The following is a 22,700-nucleotide window of genomic DNA, read 5'->3' on the forward strand; positions in this document are numbered from 1 at the left end:
ACGAACGCCGACAACCCCCAGTGAGCGCACGAACCAAGGCCCGCAAGCGAGCCCTCGACATCCTCTACGTCGCCGACATCCGCCAGATCTCGATCGACGACGCCCTCGTCGCCGAGACCCAGCGGGCCATGGCCGAACCCGAGCGCAGCACGAGCTGGGGCTATGCCCGCGACATCGTGCAGGGCGTCATCGAGAACCGCCCCGAGATCGACGAGCTCATCGAGACGTACTCCCAGGGCTGGTCGCTCGGGCGCATGCCCACTATCGACCGCGCGATCCTGCGCATGGGCATCTGGGAGCTCACGAAGAACGACGAGATCCCCGACGCCGTGGCGATCTCGGAGGCCGTCGAGCTCGCACAGTCGCTCTCGACCGACGACTCCGCCAGCTTCGTCAACGGCCTGCTGGGTCGCATCGCCACGACCACCGCATAAGAATCACCTGAATTCGCAGAGCCACCCCGGATGTAGCGTCCGGGGTGGCTCTGCACGGTGCGGGGCTAGAACGGGATGACCATGCTCCTCGAAGGCAAGACGATGATCGTGACCGGCGGCAACTCGGGAATCGGTGAGGCGATCGTCGTCGCCGCAGCCCGCGAGGGTGCCAACATCGTGATCGACTACGTGGCGCACGGCGACGCGACCGACAAGATCATCGCGAAGATCGAAGCCGCGGGCGGCAAGGCGGTCGGCGTCCAGGCCGACGTGAGCCAGGCGGCCGACCTGCACAAGATGGTCCAGACCGCGGTCGACACGTACGGCCGTCTCGACGTGATCGTCAACAACGCCGGCATCGAGAACCGCACCGGGATCCTCGACACGACCGAGGAGGACTTCGAGAAGATCCTCTCCGTCAATCTCAAGAGCGCCTTCTTCGGCACCCAGTTCGCCGCCAAGCAGTTCATCGCCCAGGGCACCCCCGGCCTCGTCATCAACATGTCGAGCGTGCACGAGGACTGGCCCATGCCCGGAAACATCGCCTACTGCGTGTCGAAGGGCGGCACCCGCATGCTCACCCGCACCGCGGGCGTCGAGCTCGGTCCGCATGGCATCCGCGTCGTCAACGTCGCCCCCGGGGCCGTCGACACCCCCATCAACGCCGAGACCGTCGCCGACCCGGAGAAGCTGAAGGAGCTCGACGCGGCGATCCCCGTCGGCAAGCTCGCGGAGCCCACCGACATCGCCGAGATGGTCGTCTTCCTGTCGTCCGGCAAGTCGTCGTACATGACGGCCACCACCGTGTTCATCGACGGCGGCATCATGCAGGGCAGCGTCGGCCTCTGACGCCCACTAAGGTGGAAGGGCACACACCGACGTCCTTTAAATTCCGTCCCGAGAGGCGGGGAAGGGGGTCCGATTGAGCACCAGAGAAGTGCTGAGTCAGGCTGACATCACGCGCGCATTGACGCGCATCGCCCACGAGATCCTCGAGGGCAACAAGGGGGCCGACGACCTCGTCCTCCTGGGCATCCCCACTCGCGGGGTGCACCTCGCCGAACGCCTCGCCTCCCTGCTCGAAGGCATCAGCGGCACGCCGATCCCGACGGGTGCCATCGACGCGACGCTGTACCGCGACGACCTGCGTCGGCAGCCGACCCGGTCACCCCGGCCGACGAGCGTCCCCGCCGGGGGAGTCGACGGCAAGACCGTCGTCCTCGTCGACGACGTGCTCTACTCGGGCCGCACCATCCGCGCCGCCCTCGACGCCCTGAGCGCCATCGGCCGCCCGCGCATCGTCCGCCTGGCCGTCCTGGTCGACCGGGGCCACCGCGAGCTTCCGATCCGCGCCGACTACGTGGGCAAGAACCTGCCGTCGTCGACGTCCGAGCGCATCTACGTCCGGCTCGAAGAGCTCGACGGCGACGAGCGCGTCTCGATCGAAGGGGGAGTGGCGTGAAGCACCTCCTCAGCACCGCCGACCTGTCCCGCGACGACGCGCTCCGCATCCTCGACATCGCCGAAGACATGGCCGACGTCTCGACGCGCGAGGTCAAGAAGCTGCCGACGCTCCGCGGCATCACCGTCGTCAACCTCTTCTTCGAAGACTCCACCCGCACCCGCATCTCGTTCGAGGCGGCGGCCAAGCGCTTGAGCGCCGACGTGATCAACTTCGCCGCCAAGGGCTCGAGCGTCTCCAAGGGCGAGTCCCTCAAAGACACCGCACAGACCCTCGCCGCCATGGGTGCCGACGGGATCGTGATCCGCCACCCCGCCTCGGGAGCACCGCGGGTGCTGGCCGAGAGCGGCTGGGTCGACGCCGGGGTGGTGAACGCCGGCGACGGCACGCACGAGCATCCCACGCAGGCCCTTCTCGACGCCTTCACCATGCGGCGCCGCTTCCACGGCGCGGACAGCCGCGGGCGCGACCTCCGCGGCCTCAAGGTCGTCATCGTCGGCGACGTGCTGCACTCGCGCGTGGCCCGCTCGAACGCGTGGCTGCTGAAGACGCTGGGCGCGACGGTCACGTTCGTGGCGCCCCCGACGCTTCTGCCCAACGGGGTCGCGGCCTTCGGCGTCGATGTCCACTACGACCTCGACGCAGCCCTGGCCGAGGTCGAGCCCGACGTGGTGATGATGCTGCGGATCCAGCAGGAGCGGATGAACGAGGCGTTCTTCCCGAACGCTCGCGAGTACGCGAAGTCCTGGGGCCTGAGCGCCGCCCGCTTCCGCTCCCTGCCGGAGAAGACGATCGTCATGCACCCGGGCCCGATGAACCGCGGCCTCGAGATCAGCGACGAGGCGGCCGACTCGCCGCAGTCGACCGTGCTCGAGCAGGTCACCAACGGCGTGGCCGTACGAATGGCCGTGCTGTACCTGACCCTGGCGGGCGACCGAGACGCGGGCGTCCGCGATGCCGGCGTCCGCGATGCCGGCCTCGGCGACCGCAGCACCGGCACCCGCGAGACGAATCACCGAGAGGCCCACGCATGAGCGACCCGACGACCACCGAGTACCTCGTCAAGGGCGTGCAGCTCTCCACGAACGAGTCGACCGACATCCTCCTCGGGGGCGGCGTCGTCAAGGCGCTCGGCACGAACCTCTCCTCGCTGGGCGCGACCGTCATCGACGGCGCCGGGCTCGTGGCCCTGCCCGGCCTGGTCGATCTGCACACGCACCTCCGCGAGCCCGGCTTCGAAGGCAGCGAGACCGTCCTGACCGGCTCGCGCGCGGCTGCGGCCGGAGGTTTCACCGCCGTCAACGCGATGGCCAACTCCTCGCCCGTGGCCGACACGGCCGGCGTCGTCGAGCAGGTGCAGGCGCTGGGCGACCGCGCCGGGTACGTGACCGTCCGCCCGATCGGTGCGGTCTCGCAGGGCCTGGCCGGCACACACCTCAGCGAGATCGGCGCCATGGCGAACTCGCGCGCCGCCGTCCGCGTCTTCTCCGACGACGGCCAGTGCGTCGCCGACCCGCTGCTCATGCGTCGCGCCCTCGAGTACATCAAGGGATTCGGCGGCGTCCTCGCCCAGCATTCTCAAGAGCCGCGTCTCACCGTCGGCGCCCAGATGAACGAGGGCGAACTCAGCGCGACTCTCGGCCTCGCCGGCTGGCCCGCCGTGGCCGAGGAGGCGATCATCGCCCGCGACGTGCTGCTGGCGAACCACGTCGGCGCGCGCCTGCACGTCTGCCACGTCTCGACGGCCGGCAGCGTCGAGGTCATCCGCTGGGCCAAGTCGCGCGGCTTCGCCGTCACGGCCGAGGTCACGCCGCACCATCTGCTGCTCACCGAAGACCTGGTCTCGACCTACGACGCCCGCTACAAGGTCAACCCGCCGCTCCGCCGACAGGAAGACGTCGAAGCCCTCCGCTCCGCGCTGGCCGACGGCACGGTCGACATCGTCGCGACCGACCACGCCCCGCACACCTCCGAGGCCAAGAGCTGCGAGTGGGACAACGCCGCCAACGGGATGGTCGGGCTCGAGTCGGCCCTCGCGGTCGTGCAGTATGCGATGGTCGACCCTGGCCGGATCGGCTGGCCCGACGTGGAGCGGATCCTCTCGATCGCCCCCGCCCGAATCGGTCAGGTCACGGGCCAGGGGGTCCCCATCGCCGTGGGCTCGCCCGCCGAGATCACGCTCTACGATCGAAACGTGATCAAGACGTTCACGGTCGACGACCTCGCAGGCAAGAGCATCAACTCGCCGTTCCTCGGGCGCGAGATGGCCGGCCAGGTCATCGCGACATTCCACAACGGCTACGCGACCGTCCTCGACGGCGAACTGGTCGACGAGAACGAGATCGCCGAAGCCGCCCTCCTCGCGCAGCAGACGGCGGCCACCCGATGATCGACTGGCTGATCGGCGCGGGCTTCCTCGCCCTCGTCGTGGTCGTCTACCTGTTCATGCGCGCCGGGTGGAAGGCCCGCGGCAGGCGGCAGGCCGGAGTCAGCCGTCCCCCCGTGGCACCGGGCGACGACGTGCTCGGCCCGGCCACCCTCGAGAAGCGGGTGTTCTACGTCGCGACCTCGAAGAACGGCGACCCGCTCGACCGGATCGTCGTGGGCGGGCTCGGCTTCCGCGGCCGTGCGACCGTGTCCGTGCATCCCACGGGTATCCGGCTCGCGATCGCAGGAAACGACCCGATCCTGATCGAACCGGCCGCGCTCCGAGAGGTCGGCCGCGCCACCTGGACCATCGACCGCGTCGTCGAGACCGACGGGCTGGTCCTCGTCGGCTGGCGCCTCGGCGACCTCGACGTCGACACCTACCTTCGCGACTCGACCGATCCCCACGATCTGATCGACGCGATGAACCAGCTCATCACCACGACCGGAAACGGTGCCGAGACGGCACCCGGAACCACCACAGGAGAGAAGACCCCGTGACAGACGTGTCCACCAGCAGCAGGGCGGTCCTCGTTCTCGAAGACGGCAGCCGATTCGTCGGCCGCCCGTACGGCGCCACCGGGCGCACCCTCGGCGAGGCCGTCTTCGCGACCGGTATGACCGGCTACCAAGAGACCCTCACCGACCCGTCGTACGCCGGGCAGATCGTCGTCATGACGGCCCCGCACATCGGCAACACCGGCGTCAACGACGAAGACACCGAGTCGTCGCAGATCTGGGTCGCCGGTTACGTCGTCCGCGATGCGAGCCGCGTCGTCTCGAACTACCGCGCCACCGGCAGCCTCGACGACCAGCTCGTCCGCGACGGGATCGTCGGCATCAAGGGCGTCGACACCCGCGCCATCACCCGCCGCCTGCGCGACACCGGATCGATGCGCTCCGGCATCTTCTCCGGCGCCGACTTCGACCTCGCCGACGACGAGCAGCTCCGCCTCGTCCGCGAGCAGGACGGAATGGCCGGCCTCAACCTCAGCAGCCGCGTCTCGACCACCGAGCGCTACGACCTGCCCGCAGTGGGCGAGCGCATCGGATCCGTGGCGGTCCTCGACCTCGGTGTGAAGACCTCCACGCTGAAGTACCTCGCACAGCGCGGCTTCGACGTGATCGTGCTGCCCCAGTCGGTCACGGCCGACGAGCTGCGTGCCATCGCACCCGACGCGCTCTTCTACTCGAACGGCCCCGGCGACCCGGCCGCCTCCGACTCGCAGGTCGAACTGCTGCAGTCGGCCCTGCGCGAGGGGATGCCCTTCTTCGGCATCTGCTTCGGCAACCAGCTGCTCGGCCGCGCTCTCGGCTTCGGCACCTACAAGCTGCCCTTCGGCCACCGCGGCATCAACCAGCCGGTGTGGGACAAGACCACCGGCACCGTCGAGATCACGAGTCAGAACCACGGCTTCGCGGTGGACGCGCCGATCGACGGCGTCCTCGAGTCGCCCGCCGGCTTCGGTCGCGTCGAGGTGAGCCACTTCTCCCTCAACGACAACGTGGTCGAGGGCCTCCGCGCCCTCGACATCCCGGCCTTCTCGGTGCAGTACCACCCCGAGGCGGCCGCCGGCCCGCACGACAGCAACCACCTCTTCGACCGGTTCCGCGAACTCGTCGTGACGCGTGCCGGCGCCCGCGGCTCCGACCAGCAACAGATCTCGACCGAGCAGGAAAGCAACTGATGCCCAAGCGTCCCGACATCAACTCCGTCCTCGTCATCGGCTCCGGCCCGATCGTCATCGGTCAGGCGGCCGAGTTCGACTACTCCGGCACCCAGGCCTGCCGCGTTCTCCGCGAGGAGGGCGTCCGCGTCATCCTCGTGAACCCGAACCCGGCCACGATCATGACCGACCCCGACTTCGCCGACGCGACGTACATCGAGCCGATCACCTCCGAGGTGCTCGAGTCGATCATCATCAAGGAGCGCCCCGACGCCGTCCTCCCGACCCTCGGCGGTCAGACGGCGCTCAACGCCGCCATCGCCCTCGACGAGGCCGGCATCCTCGCCAAGCACGGCGTCGAGCTCATCGGCGCCAAGGTCGAAGCCATCCAGCGCGGCGAGGACCGCCAGGTCTTCAAAGAGCTCGTGCTCGAGTCCGGTGCCGACGTGGCCCGCAGCCACATCGTGCACCGTCTCGACGAGGCCGTCGCCGCAGCCGACGACCTGGGCTACCCCCTCGTCGTCCGCCCGTCGTTCACCATGGGCGGGCTCGGCTCCGGCTTCGCGCACGACCGCGACGAGCTCATGCGCATGGTCGGCGACGGCCTGCACTCGAGTCCGACCAGCGAGGTGCTGCTCGAAGAGAGCATCACCGGCTGGAAGGAGTACGAGCTCGAGCTCATGCGCGACACGGCCGACAACACGGTGGTCATCTGCTCGATCGAGAACTTCGACCCGGTCGGCGTCCACACCGGCGACTCCATCACCGTCGCCCCCGCACTCACCCTCACCGACGTCGAGTTCCAGAAGCTCCGCGACATCGGCATCGACATCATCCGTCGGGTGGGCGTCGACACCGGGGGATGCAACATCCAGTTCGCCATCGATCCCGCCGACGGCCGGATCATCGTGATCGAGATGAACCCGCGCGTCTCCCGATCGAGCGCGCTCGCCTCCAAGGCGACCGGCTTCCCGATCGCGAAGATCGCCGCCAAGCTCGCCATCGGCTACCGCCTGGACGAGATCCAGAACGACATCACGAAGGTCACGCCGGCCTCCTTCGAGCCGACCCTCGACTACGTCGTGGTGAAGGTGCCCCGCTTCGCGTTCGAGAAGTTCCCGGCGGCCGACACGACGCTGACGACGACCATGAAGAGCGTCGGCGAGGCCATGGCCATCGGTCGCAACTTCACCCAGGCGCTGCAGAAGGCGCTCCGCTCGCTGGAGAAGCGCGGGTCGAGCTTCCACTGGGAGGGGCGCCCCGGCGACGTCGACGAGCTGCTGGCCCTGTCGGCCGTTCCCACCGACGGCCGCATCGTCACGGTGCAGCAGGCCCTGCGGGCCGGTGCCACGGCCGAGCAGGTCTTCGACGCGACCAAGATCGACCCGTGGTTCATCGACCAGATCGTGCTGATCAACGAGGTCGCGGACCGCATCAAGAACGCCGAGGAGCTCGACTACGACACCATGGTCGAGGCGAAGGACCACGGATTCAGCGACATCCAGATCGCTCAGCTCCGGGGCCGACTCGAGCACGACATCCGCGACCACCGCATCTACCTCGGCGTCCGCCCGATCTACAAGACGGTCGACACCTGTGCGGGCGAGTTCCCGGCGCTCACGCCGTACCACTACTCGAGCTACGACTTCGAGACCGAGGTCGTCCCGTCCGAGCGCCGCAAGGTCATCATCCTGGGCTCCGGACCGAACCGTATCGGTCAGGGCGTCGAGTTCGACTACTCCTGCGTGCACGCCTCGTTCGCCCTGTCGGACGCCGGCTTCGAGACCATCATGATCAACTGCAACCCCGAGACGGTCTCGACCGACTACGACACCAGCGACCGCCTGTACTTCGAGCCGCTGACGCTCGAGGACGTGCTTGAGGTCGTCCACGCCGAGAGCGCCTCCGGCGAGCTCGTGGGCGTCGTCGTGCAGCTCGGCGGCCAGACGGCCCTCGGTCTGGCGAGCGGCCTCGAGGCGGCAGGGGTGCCCATCCTCGGCACGTCGCCCGACGCGATCGACTCCGCCGAGGAGCGCGGCCTGTTCTCGCAGATCCTCGACCAGGGCGGTCTGCTCGCTCCGCGCAACGGCACCGGCACCGACTTCGAGTCGGCCGTCGCCGTCGCCGAGGAGATCGGCTACCCCGTCCTGGTCCGCCCCTCCTACGTGCTCGGCGGCCGCGGCATGGAGATCGTGTACTCGTCCGAGCTGTTGGCCGACTACTTCGAGCGGGTGAAAGACCAGGCCATCATCGGCGCCGGCCAGCCGCTGCTCGTCGACCGGTTCCTCGACGACGCGGTGGAGATCGACGTCGACGCCCTCTACGACGGCACGGAGCTCTACGTCGGCGGCATCATGGAGCACATCGAGGAGGCCGGCATCCACTCCGGCGACTCGAGCTGCACCCTGCCCCCGGTCACGCTCGGCAAGGGCGAGATCGACCGCGTGCGCGAGGCGACCCTCAAGATCGCCGAGGGCATCGGCGTCTCCGGCCTCCTGAACGTGCAGTTCGCGATCGCGGCCGGTGTGCTCTACGTCCTCGAGGCGAACCCGCGTGCCAGCCGCACGGTGCCCTTCGTCTCGAAGGCCCTCGGCATCCCCTTGGCCAAGGCCGCGTCGCTCATCATGGTCGGGTCGAGCATCCGCGATCTCGTCGCTTCGGGTCTCCTTCCCGCCGTCGACGGGTCCGACGTCCCCCTCGACTCGCCGATCTCGGTGAAGGAGGCCGTGCTGCCGTTCAAGCGGTTCCGCACGAAGGACGGCCAGGTCGTCGACAGCGTCCTCAGCCCCGAGATGCGCTCGACCGGCGAGGTCATGGGCATCGACCGCGACTTCCCGCGGGCGTTCGCCAAGAGCCAGACGGCGGCGTACGGCGGGCTTCCCACCGGCGGCGTGGCGTTCGTGAGCGTCGCCGACCGCGACAAGCGCGCGATCGTCCTGCCGGTGCTGCGCCTCCAGCAGCTCGGTTTCGAGATCATCGCGACCGAGGGCACGGCGACGGTCCTCACCCGCAACGGCATCCCGACGCGAATCGTCGGCAAGTACTCCGAGGGCGGCGAGAGCGTGGTCGACCTGATCAACCGCGACGAGGTCGACCTGGTGATCAACACGCCGTCCGGTTCGAGCGGTCGCGCCGACGGTTACGAGATCCGCGCGGCGACGGTGGCGGCCGACAAGGCCCTGTTCACCACGATGGCCCAGCTCGCCGCTGCGGTCGCGTCGATCGAGACGATCCACACCGGCTACGACGTGACGAGCCTGCAGGACTACGCCCGGGAGCGCGAGGCCAAGCTGTGACGACCGGCCCCGGTGCGGCCCCGTCTGACGACTCGGCCGCACCATCGGCGGAGGCCGCACCCACGGGGGCGGTCGCGATGTCGGGGGAGGTCGCGCCGTCGGGGGCGCGACCGTCGTTCGGGTCGCGCCTCGCGCGAGCGTTCGACGAGTTCGGGCAGCTCTGCGTCGGCATCGACCCGCACCCGTACCTGCTCGGCGACTGGGGCCTCCCGGTCTCGGCCGAGGGGGCGCGGTCGTTCGGCCTCGCGGTCGTCGAGGCCGTCGCCGGGCTGGTGCCGATCGTCAAACCTCAGGTCGCCTTCTTCGAGCGCTACGGCTCGAAGGGATTCGCGGCTCTCGAAGACGTCATCCAAGCAGCGCGGGATGCACGCCTCCTCGTGATCGCGGACGCCAAACGCGGCGACATCGGCACCACCATGGACAGCTACGCCCAGGCCTGGTTCGACGAGTCGTCCCCCCTGCGAGCCGACGCCGTCACGGTCGCCGCCTACCAGGGTCTCGGAGCGAACGCCGGCTTCCTCCGCACGGCCCGCGAGACCGGCGGCGGCGTCTTCGTCCTCGCGGCCACCTCGAACCCGGAGGCCCGAGACACGCAACTCGCCCGGATCGACTCCGGCCCGCGCGCCGGAAAGACCGTCGCAGCCGGTATCGTCGACGACGTGCTCCACGACAACGATGCTGCCGCTGACCAGGATGTTTCGTCCGGTCACCCCGGTGCTGCGACTCGCGCCCGCTCCCTCGACTCGATCGGGCTCGTCCTCGGCGCGACCGTCGACCTCGACGACTACGGCATCCGCACCCGAGACCTCACGTCGACGCCGATCCTGGCGCCCGGCTTCGGAGCCCAGGGGGCCCTCTACTCCGACGTGGCCCGCCTCTACGGCGAGGCCGCCGGCAGCGTCCTCGTCTCCGCCTCGCGTTCCATGGTCGCGGCCGGTCGTTCCGGCGTCGCCGCCGCCGCACGCCAGGCCACCGAGGAGGTGCGCACATGCCTCGCATGACCCCGCCGCCGGTCGACCGCGCCGCCGCCGCCAAGGCCGCGGTGGCGGCACGCCGAGCCCGAGCCACCGTCAAACGCGACGTCGCCGAGCGACGCCGCACTGCACTCGAGGTGGCCGAAGCCGGGTGGGCGAGCGAACCCACGGCACCCGAGGCCACTCTGCGCGTCCGCGAACTGTTGACGAGCATCCCCGGAATCGGCCCCACGCGCGTGGCGCGCATCATGGAGCAGCTCGGCATCGCCGACTCCAAGCGCGTCGGCGGGCTCGGCGTCCGTCAGAGAGTGATCCTCGGCGACTGGCTGTCACAGCGCGAGGCCCGCGGGCGCGTCAAGTCCCGCCTCGTCGTGCTCGCCGGGCCCACCGCCGTCGGCAAGGGCACCGTCTCGACCTTCATCCGCGAGAACTACCCCGACGTGCACCTGTCCGTCTCCGCGACGACACGCAAGCCTCGGCCCGGCGAGGTCGACGGCGTGCACTACTACTTCGTCGACGACGACGAGTTCGACCGCATGATCCGCGACCGTGAGCTGCTCGAGTACGCGACCGTGCACAACCAGTCGCGCTACGGCACGCCGCGTCCGCCGATCGACGCCGCCCTCGACAAGGGCCGCAGCGTGCTCCTCGAGATCGACCTCCAGGGTGCCCGCCAGGTGCGGGCCGTCATGCCCGAGGCCGTCCTGGTGTTCCTGCTCCCGCCGACGTGGGAGGAGCTGGTGCGCCGCCTGATCGGCCGCGGCACCGAAGACACGGCCGAGCAGCAGCGCCGCCTCGAGACCGCGAAGGTCGAGCTCGCCGCCCAGGACGAGTTCGACGTCAAGGTCGTCAACACCGAGGTCAGCGAAGCGGCTCGAGAAGTCGTAGACTTGATGACATTGCCCGCCGCGCCTTCGCGCCCCAGCGGGTCACGACTTCAGTAGGAGGCACCATGGCCGACAGGAACAAGGGCATCATCGACCCGCCCATCGACGACCTGCTCTCGAAGGTCGAGTCGAAGTACGCACTCGTCATCTTCGCGTCCAAGCGCGCTCGTCAGATCAACGACTACTACGCCGACCTGCACGAGGGCTCGCTCTTCGACAACGTCGGCCCTCTCGTCGACTCCACCATCGACGACAAGCCGCTCTCCGTCGCGATGCACGAGATCAACGAAGACAAGCTGACCGCCAAGCCGCTCGAGGTCGTCCCCGAGTAACAGCGCGTCGTCTTCTCCACAGGGCGGGTCCGACTTCGGTCGGGCCCGCCCTTCGGCGTAACGGCCCGGAGAGTGTCAGAGGGTGCGGGCTATGGTTGGGGAGGCCGTTTTCACCGGCTCTCTCCACCGTCTGCGACACCTTTTGGGAACCCTGTGACCTTTTCACGCGAGCTGCGCCTCTTCACGTCCGAATCCGTCACCGAGGGGCACCCCGACAAGATCTGCGACCAGATCTCCGATCGCATCCTCGACGCGCTCCTCGAGGTCGACCCGCACAGCCGCGTCGCGGTCGAGACCCTCGTCACGACCGGGCTCGTCCACGTGGCCGGCGAGGTCACCACCACGGGCTACGTCGACATCCCGACCATCGTCCGCGACCTGATCACGGGCATCGGCTACAACGACTCGTCGGTCAGCTTCGACGGCCGTACCTGCGGCGTCGAGGTCTCGATCGGGGCGCAGTCGCCCGACATCGCCCAGGGCGTCGACAACGCCCTCGAGGTGCGCACCGGCCAGCTCTCGGCCGAGGACCACCTCGACGCGCAGGGCGCCGGCGACCAGGGCATCATGTTCGGCTTCGCCACGACCGAGACCCCGCAGCTCATGCCCCTCCCGGTGTGGCTCGCGCACCGTCTCGCCGAGCGCCTCTCCGCAGTCCGCAAAGACGGCCTCCTTACCTACCTGCGGCCCGACGGCAAGACGCAGGTCACCATCGGCTACGACGGCTACACCCCGGTCACCGTCGACACGGTCGTCCTGTCGACACAGCACTCGCCCAACGTCACGATGGACGTCCTCGCGGCCGACGTCATCGAGCACGTCATCCGTCCGGTCCTGGCGTCCGAGGCGCCCGGCCTCGACACCAGCGAGACGAAGTTCATCATCAACCCGACCGGTCGCTTCGAGATCGGCGGCCCGCAGGGCGACGCCGGCCTCACCGGCCGCAAGATCATCGTCGACACCTACGGCGGGGCCTCACGCCACGGCGGCGGCGCCTTCTCGGGCAAAGACCCGTCGAAGGTCGACCGGTCGGCCGCCTACGCGATGCGCTGGGTCGCGAAGAACGCCGTCGCAGCCGGCTTCGCCGAGCGCCTCGAACTCCAGATCGCCTACGCGATCGGCCGCTCGGCACCGGTCGGCCTCTACGTCGAGACCTTCGGCACGGGCCACATCCCCGACGACGCGATCATCGAGGCCGTCAAGGCGGTCTTCGACCTTCGGCCCGCTGCGATCATCCGCGACCTCGACCTCCTGCGCCCGATCTACGGCCAGACCGCCACCTACGGCCACTTCGGCCGCGAGCTGCCCGAGTTCACCTGGGAGGCGCTCGACCGCGTCGACGCCCTCAAGGCCGCAGCGGGCCTCTAAGCAGGCCGCGAGTGCCCCGGTCGATCGCGCGGGTGCTGGTCGACACCCCGCTCCCGCAGCTCGACCGGCTGTTCGACTACGCCGTTCCGGCGCGCCTCGAAGGCCAGGTCGGGCCGGGGATGCGCGTCAAGGTCCCGCTCCGCTCGGCCGGTCGCATGGCCGACGCCTTCGTCGTCGAGCTGGCGTCGACCTCCGAACACGAAGGGTCGCTCAGCGAGATCGAAGACCTCATCTCGCCGGTGCCGGTGCTGGCACCCGAAGTCTGGCGGCTCGCCCGGGCGGTCTCCGATCGGGCCGGGGGCTCGGCCAGCGACGTGCTCCGACTGGCGGTACCCACGAGGCAGGTACGGGTCGAGAAGGCCTGGCTCGCCGCGCGTGCGGCAGCCGAGGAGGCCGGCGTGCGGGCCGCCGCCGCAGACGCGAGCGCCGGGGGAGACGCGGAGGGGGTGCATCCCACGCTCTCGGCCTCGCCCGGTACCGGGCCCGCTACCGGGCCCGCCGAGGTGACCGAGGTGGCCGTCGACGGCTACCGGTCGACCGATCTGGCGGCCGCGGTCCGCGCCCGGGGTCGCCTCGCGCTCGACGCCGTGCCCCTGCTCGTCGAGCTTCCGGGCGACGGCGGCTGGGTCGGCCAATGGGCCGTCACGCTGGCTCAACTCGCCTCGGTAGCGCTCAGCGACGGCGACAACGCGATCCTCGCCGTGCCCGACTACCGCGACCAACAGCAGCTCGTGTCGGCGTTGGAGGCCGTCGTGCCTCCCGAACGCATCGTGCGCCTCGATTCCAAGCAATCGAATCCCGACCGGTATCGAGCGATGCTGCGAGCGCGGGGCGACGACGCCCTGGTCCTGGTGGGCAACCGATCGGTGCTGCTCGCCCCGTCGGAGCGCCTGGGTCTCATCGCCGTGTGGGACGACGGCGACCCTCTGTTCTCCGAACCGCTCAGCCCGTATGTCCACGCCCGTGACACGGCGCTGGTCCGGTGCGAACAGCAGAAGCCGGCTCTCGTCTTCGCCGGGCACGCCCGGAGCACCGACGTGCAGCGGCTGGTCGAGATCGGCTGGCTCGCCGAGGTCACGCCCGATCCCCGCTATCAGCCCCGGGTCATCCCGACGACGCAGCAGGGGTCTCGCGAGGGCTTCGCCGCCAACGCGCGGATCCCGTCGGCGGCGTGGATCGAGGCGAAGGCCGGCGTGGAGTTCGGGCCCGTGCTGGTGCAGGTCGCGCATCCCGGCTACGCGCCGCGTCTGGCCTGCGCCGAGTGCGGCGACACGGCTCGCTGCCTGCGCTGCAGCGGCCCCCTGCAGAAGAAGAGCGCGAACGCGGTGCCGTCGTGCAACTGGTGCGGCGCGCTGGCCGTCGGGTGGCGCTGCGCGACGTGCGAGGGAACGACGTTCCGGTCGGTCGGCACCGGGGCGGGGCGCACGGCCGACGAGCTCGGGCGGGCCTTCCCCGGCGTGCGCGTGATCGTCTCCGACGGAACGCGTCCGATCACTCACGTCGACGACGAGCCCGCCATCGTCGTCGCCACCCGCGGGGCCGAGCCGATCGCCCCGGGCGGCTACCGTGCCGTCCTGCTGCTCGACGGCGAGCGCATGCTCGCTCGCGAGAGCCTGCGCGTGGCGGAAGACTGCCTGCGGTGGTGGGCCAACGCGACCGCACTCGCGGCCCGGCGTGCGCCCGTGTTCCTCGTCGGCGTCGGGGGAGCCCTGGCGTCGTCGCTCGCCACCTGGAACCTGGCCCGCTTCGCTTCGGGCGAGTTGGCCGATCGGCGTCATCTGAGATTTCCGCCCGCCATCCGGGTCGCCACCGTCACGGGCCGCACCGAGACGGTCGAGAAGGCTCTGGCCGCGTTGCCGCCCGAGATCGCGAAAGAGACTCTGGGGCCGGTCGACGTCGAGGGCGGAACGGTCCGCGCCATCGTCCGCTTCGACTTCGCCCACGGCCACGAGGTCGCGACCGTGCTGCGGGGGCAGGTGATCCGGGCCGCGACGGATCGGCGGCGCATCCCCGGCGACCCTCGCGGTTCGAGCGCCCGGAAGACCGTCCCTACACTCAAGGTGCGGTTCGACGACGTCGAGCCGTTCTCCGACTGAACCGAAAGCCCCGTCGTGCGTCTCGTCTTCGCCGGCAGCCCCGCTGCCGCTGTCCCGTCCCTCCACACCCTCGCCGAGAGCGAGCACGAGGTGGTCGGCGTGCTGACGCGCGACGACACGCCGCAGGGCCGGAAGCGGGTGCTCACACCCACGCCGGTCGCGTCCGCAGCCGACGAGCTGGGTATCCCCGTCATCAAGACCCGGCGCATCACCGACGAGGTGACGGCCGAGATCTCGGCTCTCGAGCCCGACCTCGGCGTCATCGTCGCCTACGGAGCGCTGCTGCGCGAACCGCTGCTGTCCACACCCCGCCTCGGCTGGATCAACCTGCACTTCTCCCTGCTGCCGCGGTGGCGCGGTGCCGCTCCGGTGCAACGGGCCCTCATCGCGGGCGACGAGATCACGGGGGCCGCGGTGTTCCAGCTCGTGCCCGAACTCGACGCCGGTGTCGTCTACGGCACGATCCCGCGCGAGCTGGGCGGCGACGAGACCGCCGGCGACCTCCTCCGCGAGCTCTCCCGCACCGGCGCCCTCCTGCTCGAGCAGGTCGTCGACGACCTCGCTGCCGGAATCGCCGTCGGCGTCGCTCAGGAGGGCGAGGTCACGCTCGCTCCGAAGCTGACTCTCGACGACGGTCTCCTCGACTTCGCGCTGCCCGCCTCGACGCTGCACGACCGCTACCGCGGCGTCTCACCCGAACCCGGTGCCTTCACGAGCGTCGGCGGCGGCCGACTGAAGGTCCTCGAGGCTCGGCTCGCCGATCTCGCGTCGTCGGCGATGCCTGCCGGACGCATCGTCCTCGACGGTCGACGCGTGCTCGTCGGCACGGCCACGAGCCCGCTCGAACTGCTCGTGGTGCAGCCGGCGGGCAAGAAGCCGATGGCGGCCGCCGACTGGCTGCGAGGAGTCTCCGACCGGGAGGGTCTGACGGTCGACGCGGCCGTGCAGGTCGCTCCGTCCGACGGGAGCCACGCATGAGCGGCATCCAGCCCGCCCGTCGCGTCGCCTTCGACGTGATCCGCGCCGTCGAGCACGACGACGCCTACGCCAACCTCCTGCTGCCGAAGCGCATCGCCGCAGCCCGCCTGTCGCCTCAAGACGCCGGTCTCGCCACCGAGCTCACCTACGGCACCCTCCGCATGCTCGGCTACTACGATCGCGTCCTCACCCTCGCCGCCCGTCGCACCCCCGACAAGATCGACCCCGCCCTGCTCGACGTCCTTCGCCTCGGAGCGCATCAGATCCTGGGGATGCGCGTGGCCGTCCACGCGGCCGTCCACGAAGCCGTCAACCAGGCTCGAGAGGTGGGCAGCCGCTCCGGCACCGGCTTCGTCAACGGGGTCCTCCGCACCCTCACCCGCTCCACACCCGACGAGTGGCGCGAGCGCGTCCTCGCCGAGACGACGAGCGTCGACGACCGTCTGTCGGCCGAGTTCTCGCACCCGGAGTGGGTCGTCCGAGCGTTCCGCGGGGCCCTGGCGGTCGAGGGCCGGGCCGACGAGCTCGCCGGTCTGCTCGAAGCCGACAACGAGCCTCCCCGCGTCAGCCTGGTCGCCCTGCCCGGCCTCGCCGTCACCGCCGACGCCGTGAAGGCCACCGGCTCCGACGCCGGGCGCTACTCGCCGGTCGCGCTGACGGCCCCCGCGGGCGACCCCGCCCGGCTGCCCCTCGTCGAGCAGGGCAAGGTTCGAGTCCAGGATGAAGGTTCGCAGCTCGCCGCGCTGGCCCTGTCCCGCGTCGCGCCGGTCGTCGCCGGAGAACGCTGGCTCGACATGTGCGCCGGCCCCGGCGGCAAGGCGGCCCTCCTCGCGGCGGAGGCGGGGGTGGGCGGCGCCACGCTCGTCGCGAACGAGCTCGTCCCGGCCCGCGTCGGCCTGGTCCGGCAGGCGCTCCAGGCCCTCCCGGTCACCGTCGAGGTGCGCCAGGGCGACGCCACCCTCCTCGGCGAGGCCGAACCCGAACGCTACGACCGCATCCTCCTCGACGCCCCCTGCACCGGCCTCGGCGCGCTGCGTCGTCGGCCCGAGGCACGCTGGCGCAAGCAGCCGCGCGACGTCGCCGAACTCACCCGGCTGCAGGCGAAGCTGTTCGCCTCGGCCCTGGCCGCCCTCGCCCCCGGCGGCACGCTCGCCTACGTCACCTGCTCGCCGCACACCGCCGAGACCCGCGCCGTCGTCGAGTCGGGGCTGAAACGGCACGGCGACGGCATCGAGCTGCTCGATGCACCCGGCGTCCTGCAGTCCGTCGCCACCGCGCCCCTCGACCTCGGGCCCGGACCGTTCGCACAGCTCTGGCCGCACCGGCACGGCACCGACGCGATGTTCGTCGCGCTGCTGCGCAAGCAGCCCTAACCGCCCGCGCCACCCGGGCGGGCATGATCGGCCGACGAGCCAAGCAGGCCCGACCGGCCGACGAGCAGGGGCGGGGGATGCACCACCCGCCCCCAATAGACTGAAGCCGTGTCCGTACGCATCAGCCCCAGCATCCTGTCGGCCGACTTCGTCAACCTCGAGCGCGACCTCGGCCGCATCTCCGACGCCGACCTCGTCCACGTCGACGTGATGGACAACCATTTCGTGCCGAACCTCACCCTCGGCCTGCCGATCGTGCAGCGCATTCAAGAGGTGAGCGCGCTTCCCCTCGACGTCCACCTGATGATCGACGACCCCGACACGTGGGCGCCGAAGTACGCCGAGACGGGCGCGTTCAGCGTGACCTTCTCGGCCGAGGCGGCCGCCGATCCGAAGAAGCTCGCGCGCGACATCCGCAGCACCGGCTCCCGCGTCGCCGTCGCCGTCAAGCCCGGCACCGCGATCGAGCCCTGGCTCGACATGCTCGACGACCTCGACATGATCCTCGTCATGACGGTCGAGCCCGGCTTCGGCGGCCAGTCGTTCATCGAAGCCGCCATGCCCAAGCTCGCCGCTGCACGGCGGGCCGTCGACGCGTCCGGTCTCGACGTCTGGCTCGAGGTCGACGGCGGCATCAACGAGCAGACCATCGTCACGGCCGTGCGGAACGGCGCCGACACCCTCGTTGCCGGCAGTGCCGTGTACGGGAAGGCCGACGGCCCGACCCCGAACGAGCGCATCGCGGCACTTCGCCGTGCCGCGGGCCCGGTAGCGTAGTCGACGTGAAATCCTTCGACGACCTGTTCACCGAGCTCACCGCCAAGGTGCGCGACCGCCCCGAGGGCTCCGGCACCGTCACCGAGTTCGACGGCGGCGTCCACACCATCGGCAAGAAGATCGTCGAAGAGGCCGCCGAGGTCTGGATGGCGGCCGAGTACGAGGGCGACGTCGCGACCGCCGAAGAGATCAGTCAGCTGATCTACCACGTGCAGGTCCTCATGCTGGCCAAGGGCCTCACCCCGGCCGACATCTACCGACATCTGTGACTCGGCAGTAGAAGCGCCCCCGCCACTCACAACAGAATCGACAGACCACACATGCTCCGCGTAGCAGTCCCCAACAAGGGTTCCCTCAGCGAGACCGCAAGCCAGATGCTCACCGAGGCCGGCTACTCCGGCCGCCGCGACCCGAAGTCGCTCTACCTCGCCGACGAGCGCAACGGGGTCGAGTTCTTCTATCTCCGCCCTCGCGACATCGCCACCTACGTCGGTTCGGGCGCTCTCGACGTCGGCATCACCGGCCGCGACCTCCTGCTCGACTCCGGCTCCACCGCCGGCGAGGTCGCCCCGCTCGACTTCGGCTCGTCGACCTTCCGCTTCGCGGGCCCGGCCGGCAAGTACTCCACCCTCGAAGACCTCCAGGGCGTCCGGGTCGCCACGAGCTACGCCGGCCTGGTCGGCGACTTCCTGAAGGCACGGGGAGTCACGGCCGAGCTCGTCTCCCTCGACGGGGCCGTCGAGAGCGCCGTGCAGCTCGGGGTCGCCGACGCGATCGCCGACGTCGTCGAGACGGGCACCACCCTGCGAGCCGCCGGGCTCGAGATCTTCGGGCCGGTCATCCTGCAGTCGACCGCCGTCCTGATCGCAGCCGACCCGAGCATCCCCGGCCTCGAGGTGTTGCAGAGGCGCCTGCAGGGCGTGCTCGTCGCCCGCCAGTACGTGCTCATGGACTACGACCTCCCGCTGCGTCTCCTCGACGAGGCGACGAAGATCGCCCCCGGATTCGAGTCGCCGACCGTCTCGCCGCTGCACGACCCCGAGTGGGCCGCCATTCGGGTGATGGTCTCGCGGCACGACACAAACCAGATCATGGACGCCCTGTACGACCTCGGGGCGCGCGCGATCATCGTCACCCCGATCCACGCCGCGAGGCTCTGACGTGGCAGGCGACAGCACCCTCGCCGTCCGAGTCATCCCGTGCCTCGACGTGGCCGCCGGGCGCGTGGTCAAGGGCGTGAACTTCTTGAACCTCCGCGACGCCGGCGACCCCGTCGAACTCGCCCGCACCTACTACGAACAGGGCGCCGACGAGGTCACGTTCCTCGACGTGACGGCCACGGTCGAGGGCCGGGCCACGATGTACGACGTGGTGCGCGCCACGGCCGAGCAGGTCTTCATCCCGCTGACCGTCGGCGGGGGAGTCCGCTCCACCGACGACGTCGCCCGCCTGCAGGCCGCCGGCGCCGACAAGATCGGGGTGAACTCCGCGGCGATCGCGCGACCCGAGCTGCTCGGCGAGATCGCCGACCGCTTCGGCGCTCAGGCGCTCGTGCTCAGCCTCGACATCAAGCGCTCGGAGAGGACCCCGAGCGGGTTCGTGGTCACGACCCACGGCGGTCGCACCGAGACGGACCTCGACGCCGTCGCCTGGGCGCGCGAGGCGGTCGAGCGCGGCGCCGGCGAGCTCCTCGTCAACTCCATCGACGCCGACGGCACGAAGAACGGCTACGACCTCGAACTCGTGGCGCTGATGCGGGCACACAGCTCGGTGCCCGTGATCGCCTCCGGCGGCGCCGGCTCGGTGGACGACTTCGCCCCGGCGATCCAGGCCGGGGCCGACGCCGTGCTCGCAGCATCGGTGTTCCACAATGGAGAGCTGACGATCGGCGACGTGAAGAAACGGCTCGCCGAATCGGGTGCCATCGTCCGCTGACGCCCGCCCCGCGCATCCACCATCTCTCAAGGGAACCCCATGACCGACCAGCTCACCCGCGACACCGTCGAGCCCGTGGTCGCCCGGGCGCAGTTCGACTCCGTCGGGCTGCTTCCCGCGATCATCCAGCAGCACGACACGAAAGACGTGCTGATGATGGGATGGATGGACGAGGAGGCGCTGCGACGCACCCTCACCGAGGGCCGGGTCACGTTCTGGTCGCGCTCGCGCCAGGAGTACTGGCGGAAGGGCGACACCTCCGGCCACCGTCAGTACGTCAAGGGCGCCGCCCTCGACTGCGACGGCGACACCCTCCTGGTGACGGTCGAGCAGATCGGGGCCGCCTGCCACACCGGCGAGCACGCCTGCTTCGACGTCGACCCCCTCACCCCCACCATCGGCCACTCCTCGAGCGGCACGTCGACGAACGGCAGTTCTGATGAGTGACACCCGTACCGCACCCGGCAGCGCCGACACCACCACGCGCGCCCACTTCGACGAGCTGCTCGACGGGCACCGCGTCGTGCCCGTCGTCCGCAGCCTCTACGCCGACGGCGAGACGCCCGTCGGCATCTACCGCAAGCTCGCGAACGGCCGGCCCGGCACCTTCCTCCTGGAGTCGGCGGAGCAGGGCGGCATCTGGTCCCGCTACTCGTTCGTCGGGGTCTCGTCGTTCGGCGTCCTCACCACGGGCGCCGACGGCGACGCGGCCTGGATCGACTACGGCATGAACGCCGAACGCGCCCTGGGCGGCGCGACCGGAGCCCCCCTCGACGTGCTGTCCGCCCTGCACGAGCGCTGGAAGACCCCGACGATCGCAGGCCACCCGCCGCTCACCGGCGGCCTCGTGGGCTTCATCGGCTGGGAGGCCGTGCGCCAGCTCGAACACCTGCCGAAGGCGCCGCCCGTCGAGTTCGACGTGCCCGGCCAGGCTTTGAGCTTCGTCTCCGAGCTCGTCGTGATCGACCACCGCACCGGCACGGCCCTGCTCGTCGCCACTGCCCTGAACGACGGCGAAGACGACGCCGACACGCTGTGGGAGGCCGCTCAGCGCCAGCTCGACGCCCTGCAGTCGACCCTCGCCGGGCCGAGCGAAGCGCACCTCGCGACGATCGACCTGTCGATCGAGCCCGAGCCGCGCCGCCGTTCCACCGACGCCGAGTACGCCGAGGCCATCCGCCGCTCGAAAGAGCACATCCACGACGGCGACGTGTTCCAGGTCGTCATCTCGCAGCGCTTCGACCACGAGTTCACCTCCGAGCCGATCGACGTCTACCGGGTGCTCCGCACGCTCAACCCGAGCCCCTACATGTATCTGGTCAGCCTCGAAGACGTCGACGGCGAGCCGTTCTGGATCGTGGGATCCTCGCCCGAGGCCCTGGTCAAGGTCGACGGCACCCGCGTGTACTCGCACCCGATCGCCGGATCGAAGCCGCGGGGGGCGACGCCCGAAGAAGATCTCGCCCTCGCCGCCGCCCTGGAGCACGACGAGAAAGAGCGCGCTGAACACCTGATGCTCGTCGACCTGGCCCGCAACGACCTGCTCAAGGTCTGCCTGCCCGGCAGCGTCGAGGTGACCGAGTTCATGCACGTCGAGCGTTTCAGCCACATCATGCACCTGGTCTCGAGCGTCGAGGGCGACCTCGCCCCCGGCAGGAACGCCATCGACGCCTTCCGGGCCACCTTCCCGGCCGGCACCCTGTCCGGGGCGCCCAAGCCGCGCGCCCTCGAGATCATCGACGAGCTGGAGCCGGCCCAGCGCGGCGTCTACGGGGGAGTGGTCGGCTACTTCGACTTCGCCGGCAGCGCCGACGTCGCCATCGCCATCCGCACCGTCCTGCTGCAACCGGGGGTCGCCCGGGTGCAGGCCGGCGCCGGCCTCGTCGCCGACTCCGATCCGGCCACCGAGAACCAGGAGGCGCGCAACAAGGCCGCCGCGCCCCTGCGAGCCGTCGCCGTGGCGAACGCACTCGTGAAGGTGTCGCGATGAGCGCCGCCGGAGCCGTCACAGCCGGTGGCACCCCTCAGCGCACCCCCCGCAAGGTCAAGACGTACCTGATCCTCGCCGGCCTCGCCCTCTCGGGCCTCGTCCTCCTCGCCTACACGCAGAGCTGGGTCCACACTCGCGTCTCCTCGCCGCAGGGCGGCACCCTCGCCGTCACCGCCGCCGGCAGCGCGGCCGCACCGGCCCTGTCCGCCCTCGCGTTCGCCGGGCTGGCCCTCTTCGGGGCGATGACGATCGCCGGCCACGTCATCCGGATCGTCCTCGGCGCCCTCGAAGTGCTCCTGGGCGCCGGCGTCGTCGCCTCCGCCCTCACCGTGGTCACGAACCCGACCGGCGCCGCCCGCACCGCCATCACGAAGGTGACGGGTGTCGACGGCAGAGAGAGCGTCCGGGGGATCATCCTCAGTCACTCCGTCACCGCCTGGCCCTGGGTGGCCCTGGTCTTCGGCCTCGCCATGGCCTTCGTCGGCGTCGTCGTGCTCGCCACCTCCCGCCGCTGGCCGGCCGGCAGTCGTCGATACCAGGCCGTCCGCATCATCGACCCGGACGCCCCGACCGACCCCGTCGTAGCGTGGGACACCCTGACCCTCGGGGCGGACCCGACCGCGGCCGCCGGCAGTCGAGACGACGACGGCGACGAGGATGCACGGGGCCGCTCCCGCGCGTAGCCGCCCCCGCCGCACCACACC

22 protein-coding genes are annotated in these 22,700 nt (G+C 70.5%); all 22 read left to right on the forward strand.

Going from position 1 to position 22,700, the window contains the following annotated elements; genetic code table 11:
• Nucleotides 1–20: 20 nt before the first annotated feature.
• The 22 genes from nusB to ABEA39_RS04885 all read left to right on the forward strand — a co-directional run bounded on the left by nusB (nucleotide 21) and on the right by ABEA39_RS04885 (nucleotide 22,679).
• Nucleotides 21–434 carry a transcription antitermination factor NusB gene (nusB, locus tag ABEA39_RS04780; protein ID WP_345373794.1) on the forward strand — a complete coding sequence of 138 codons (414 nt, stop codon included), beginning with the start codon at nucleotides 21–23 and terminating at the stop codon, nucleotides 432–434.
• A gap of 75 nt (nucleotides 435–509) precedes the next feature.
• Nucleotides 510–1,283: a glucose 1-dehydrogenase gene (locus ABEA39_RS04785; protein ID WP_345373796.1), complete on the forward strand. Its 774-nt coding sequence runs from the start codon at nucleotides 510–512 to the stop codon at nucleotides 1,281–1,283.
• 73 nt (nucleotides 1,284–1,356) lie between these two features.
• Nucleotides 1,357–1,896 carry a bifunctional pyr operon transcriptional regulator/uracil phosphoribosyltransferase PyrR gene (gene pyrR, locus ABEA39_RS04790; RefSeq protein WP_345373798.1) on the forward strand — a complete coding sequence of 180 codons (540 nt, stop codon included), beginning with the start codon at nucleotides 1,357–1,359 and terminating at the stop codon, nucleotides 1,894–1,896.
• A complete protein-coding gene (locus tag ABEA39_RS04795) occupies nucleotides 1,893–2,930 on the forward strand; it encodes an aspartate carbamoyltransferase catalytic subunit (protein ID WP_345373800.1) in 1,038 nt (345 codons plus the stop codon). The genes pyrR and ABEA39_RS04795 overlap by 4 nt, the downstream gene beginning before the upstream one ends.
• Nucleotides 2,927–4,285 (forward strand): dihydroorotase, encoded by a 1,359-nt coding sequence (locus ABEA39_RS04800; protein WP_345373802.1) that lies wholly within the window; start codon nucleotides 2,927–2,929, stop codon nucleotides 4,283–4,285. The genes ABEA39_RS04795 and ABEA39_RS04800 overlap by 4 nt, the downstream gene beginning before the upstream one ends.
• A complete protein-coding gene (locus ABEA39_RS04805) occupies nucleotides 4,282–4,824 on the forward strand; it encodes a PH-like domain-containing protein (RefSeq protein WP_345373804.1) in 543 nt (180 codons plus the stop codon). The genes ABEA39_RS04800 and ABEA39_RS04805 overlap by 4 nt, the downstream gene beginning before the upstream one ends.
• Nucleotides 4,821–6,011: a glutamine-hydrolyzing carbamoyl-phosphate synthase small subunit gene (gene carA, locus ABEA39_RS04810; protein WP_345373806.1), complete on the forward strand. Its 1,191-nt coding sequence runs from the start codon at nucleotides 4,821–4,823 to the stop codon at nucleotides 6,009–6,011. Before ABEA39_RS04805 ends, carA begins: the two co-directional genes overlap by 4 nt.
• Nucleotides 6,011–9,286 carry a carbamoyl-phosphate synthase large subunit gene (carB, locus tag ABEA39_RS04815; protein WP_345373808.1) on the forward strand — a complete coding sequence of 1,092 codons (3,276 nt, stop codon included), beginning with the start codon at nucleotides 6,011–6,013 and terminating at the stop codon, nucleotides 9,284–9,286. Before carA ends, carB begins: the two co-directional genes overlap by 1 nt.
• Before the next feature lie 77 nt (nucleotides 9,287–9,363).
• Nucleotides 9,364–10,287: an orotidine-5'-phosphate decarboxylase gene (pyrF, locus tag ABEA39_RS04820; RefSeq protein ID WP_345373946.1), complete on the forward strand. Its 924-nt coding sequence runs from the start codon at nucleotides 9,364–9,366 to the stop codon at nucleotides 10,285–10,287.
• Entirely contained in the window at nucleotides 10,275–11,204 is a 930-nt protein-coding gene (gene gmk, locus ABEA39_RS04825; protein ID WP_345373810.1) for a guanylate kinase, read from the forward strand. The genes pyrF and gmk overlap by 13 nt, the downstream gene beginning before the upstream one ends.
• A gap of 8 nt (nucleotides 11,205–11,212) precedes the next feature.
• Nucleotides 11,213–11,479, forward strand: coding sequence for a DNA-directed RNA polymerase subunit omega (gene rpoZ, locus ABEA39_RS04830; RefSeq protein ID WP_345373813.1), 267 nt, complete (start codon nucleotides 11,213–11,215; stop codon nucleotides 11,477–11,479).
• A gap of 153 nt (nucleotides 11,480–11,632) precedes the next feature.
• Nucleotides 11,633–12,847: a methionine adenosyltransferase gene (gene metK, locus ABEA39_RS04835; protein WP_345373815.1), complete on the forward strand. Its 1,215-nt coding sequence runs from the start codon at nucleotides 11,633–11,635 to the stop codon at nucleotides 12,845–12,847.
• 11 nt (nucleotides 12,848–12,858) lie between these two features.
• The gene (locus ABEA39_RS04840; protein ID WP_345373817.1) at nucleotides 12,859–14,943 is read left to right on the forward strand and encodes a primosomal protein N' family DNA-binding protein; all 2,085 of its coding nucleotides are present in this window, start codon (nucleotides 12,859–12,861) and stop codon (nucleotides 14,941–14,943) included.
• 15 nt (nucleotides 14,944–14,958) lie between these two features.
• Nucleotides 14,959–15,921, forward strand: a complete 963-nt coding sequence (gene fmt / locus ABEA39_RS04845) for a methionyl-tRNA formyltransferase (RefSeq protein ID WP_345373819.1) — start codon at nucleotides 14,959–14,961, stop codon at nucleotides 15,919–15,921.
• Nucleotides 15,918–17,294, forward strand: a complete 1,377-nt coding sequence (locus tag ABEA39_RS04850) for an RsmB/NOP family class I SAM-dependent RNA methyltransferase (RefSeq protein WP_345373821.1) — start codon at nucleotides 15,918–15,920, stop codon at nucleotides 17,292–17,294. Before fmt ends, ABEA39_RS04850 begins: the two co-directional genes overlap by 4 nt.
• Before the next feature lie 108 nt (nucleotides 17,295–17,402).
• Entirely contained in the window at nucleotides 17,403–18,071 is a 669-nt protein-coding gene (gene rpe / locus ABEA39_RS04855) for a ribulose-phosphate 3-epimerase (protein ID WP_345373823.1), read from the forward strand.
• A 5-nt stretch (nucleotides 18,072–18,076) separates the two neighbouring features.
• Nucleotides 18,077–18,340 (forward strand): phosphoribosyl-ATP diphosphatase, encoded by a 264-nt coding sequence (locus ABEA39_RS04860; RefSeq protein ID WP_345373825.1) that lies wholly within the window; start codon nucleotides 18,077–18,079, stop codon nucleotides 18,338–18,340.
• 51 nt (nucleotides 18,341–18,391) lie between these two features.
• The gene (gene hisG, locus ABEA39_RS04865; protein WP_345373827.1) at nucleotides 18,392–19,231 is read left to right on the forward strand and encodes an ATP phosphoribosyltransferase; all 840 of its coding nucleotides are present in this window, start codon (nucleotides 18,392–18,394) and stop codon (nucleotides 19,229–19,231) included.
• A gap of 1 nt (nucleotide 19,232) precedes the next feature.
• Nucleotides 19,233–20,006 (forward strand): imidazole glycerol phosphate synthase subunit HisF, encoded by a 774-nt coding sequence (gene hisF / locus ABEA39_RS04870; RefSeq protein WP_345373829.1) that lies wholly within the window; start codon nucleotides 19,233–19,235, stop codon nucleotides 20,004–20,006.
• A gap of 39 nt (nucleotides 20,007–20,045) precedes the next feature.
• Nucleotides 20,046–20,453, forward strand: a complete 408-nt coding sequence (hisI, locus tag ABEA39_RS04875) for a phosphoribosyl-AMP cyclohydrolase (RefSeq protein ID WP_345373831.1) — start codon at nucleotides 20,046–20,048, stop codon at nucleotides 20,451–20,453.
• A complete protein-coding gene (locus ABEA39_RS04880; RefSeq protein ID WP_345373833.1) occupies nucleotides 20,446–21,996 on the forward strand; it encodes an anthranilate synthase component I in 1,551 nt (516 codons plus the stop codon). Before hisI ends, ABEA39_RS04880 begins: the two co-directional genes overlap by 8 nt.
• Nucleotides 21,993–22,679: a Trp biosynthesis-associated membrane protein gene (locus ABEA39_RS04885; RefSeq protein WP_345373835.1), complete on the forward strand. Its 687-nt coding sequence runs from the start codon at nucleotides 21,993–21,995 to the stop codon at nucleotides 22,677–22,679. The genes ABEA39_RS04880 and ABEA39_RS04885 overlap by 4 nt, the downstream gene beginning before the upstream one ends.
• Nucleotides 22,680–22,700: the final 21 nt, after the last annotated feature.

This window comes from Frondihabitans cladoniiphilus (assembly GCF_039544345.1).
GTDB lineage: Bacteria > Actinomycetota > Actinomycetes > Actinomycetales > Microbacteriaceae > Frondihabitans > Frondihabitans cladoniiphilus.